This window comes from Moraxella atlantae NBRC 14588, from assembly GCF_001591265.1.
GTDB classification, from domain to species: domain Bacteria; phylum Pseudomonadota; class Gammaproteobacteria; order Pseudomonadales; family Moraxellaceae; genus Faucicola; species Faucicola atlantae.
The window spans coordinates 1-1283 of record NZ_BCUL01000065.1 but is presented as its reverse complement, the minus strand read 5'-3'; the positions used below and the strand labels follow the sequence as shown (position 1 = coordinate 1283).

Annotated in this window: 2 protein-coding genes; both read right to left on the bottom strand. The window is 48.4% G+C overall.

The genetic code is table 11. The annotated features are described in order from the left end of the window. A partial coding sequence (locus MA2_RS10705; RefSeq protein ID WP_174519471.1) for an IS66 family transposase zinc-finger binding domain-containing protein occupies positions 1-663 on the bottom strand: 663 nt, incomplete at its 3' end. A gap of 84 nt (positions 664-747) precedes the next feature. Next, a complete protein-coding gene (tnpB, locus tag MA2_RS10700; RefSeq protein WP_067059656.1) occupies positions 748-1119 on the bottom strand; it encodes an IS66 family insertion sequence element accessory protein TnpB in 372 nt (123 codons plus the stop codon). Positions 1120-1283: the final 164 nt, after the last annotated feature.

Below are 1283 nucleotides of genomic sequence, written 5' to 3'. Positions count from 1 at the left end.
GTATTTGGGATAAACATGACGCTCACGGTAAAACTGCTTTGGTACAAAGCCAAGTTTGTCTTGAACATCTTGACCAATTTGCGTCATTTGACAGCCACACTCACAGGTAATTGACGGTGGCTCGTGAATGATGGTGTGAATGTCGAGGTTGTCAGGGATAACGATGCGTCTTTGTCGTTTGGGCTTGACGAGCTTTGATAGCTGTGAGCCCACTTGTTGGGGATCTAGGCTATCTGCGTTGTCTTTAAGTGATTGGGCATTGGTCGGCTTGCTAACAGGCAGCATAGCTCGCTCGTCATCACTAAGATTGGCTAAGAAGTTGTCATGGGCTTGTTCAAGCGATGCCAGGTCTTCTAGGGCGGTTTCTTGGTTTAAGTGGGTTTGTTTGGGGGTTAAGCCTTCGCTTTTTTGCCCAAATAGACGATGAATAAGACGTTGCTGTTTGGCAATGGCGTCAATGAGTGCTTGGTTGATGCGAGCAAGTTCGGCTTCGTATTGCTGTCTTTGCGCATCGATTTGTTTCTCGTATTGTTGTTTGAGTTGTGCTGCTTGCTGCTCGTAATGTTGTTTTTGTGCATCAAGTTGTTGGTGAAGCTGAGCGTTTTGGGCTAATAAATCAGCGTAGCTTGGCGCAGTAGAGTCGGATGGGTGGGCAGCGGTCATGACATGAGTTTGCCATAACCGCTATCGGTTGTCAGCTAACGGGCGGTGATAGTTGAGATTTAGCGGGTTTATGATAAAGTCAGCTTAGGTCAGCGGCGTGAGTATGTCTTTGCTTAGGTTGTGCCAAGGCAAACCACTAATCAGGGCGTTGAATTGCTCGTGGCTGATGGTGAGTCCTGTGGTTGAGTCGGATGGGCTGTGATGTCGCATGAGGCGTTCGCCCAGTCCGTGAAATTTGCTATCATCCAGTGTTCGGGTGCATAGCCAAATGCCCAGTCCATCATGAATGAGTATTTTTAGCCGGGTGCCTGTTTTGTTGTAAAATAGGTAGGCACAGTGTGGGCGGATGCCTGGGTGGTGCTGTAGGATAAAGGCGAGTAGTTTGTTACTGCCACTTCGCATGTCCATGGGTGCGGTGGATAGCCAGATTTGTTGGGGGTTGATAAGGGGATTCATTGTAGCCCCCGTAGTAGTTCGAGTAGGCTGTGATTGTCGATTTGGGCAATGCTTAGTTTTATGGGCATTGTGTTGTGAGTGGGGATTTGTAGTTCTATACCTGTCAGGACTGATGACCTGGATGTGCTCTGGTCGATGATTTGCTCAGGGTTTGACTCTGGCTG

Bases quoted from the DNA above. Each gene is read 5' to 3' on its own strand.
- tnpB (WP_067059656.1), bottom strand. From the start codon at position 1,119: ATGAATCCCCTTATCAACCCCCAACAAATCTGGCTATCCACCGCACCC.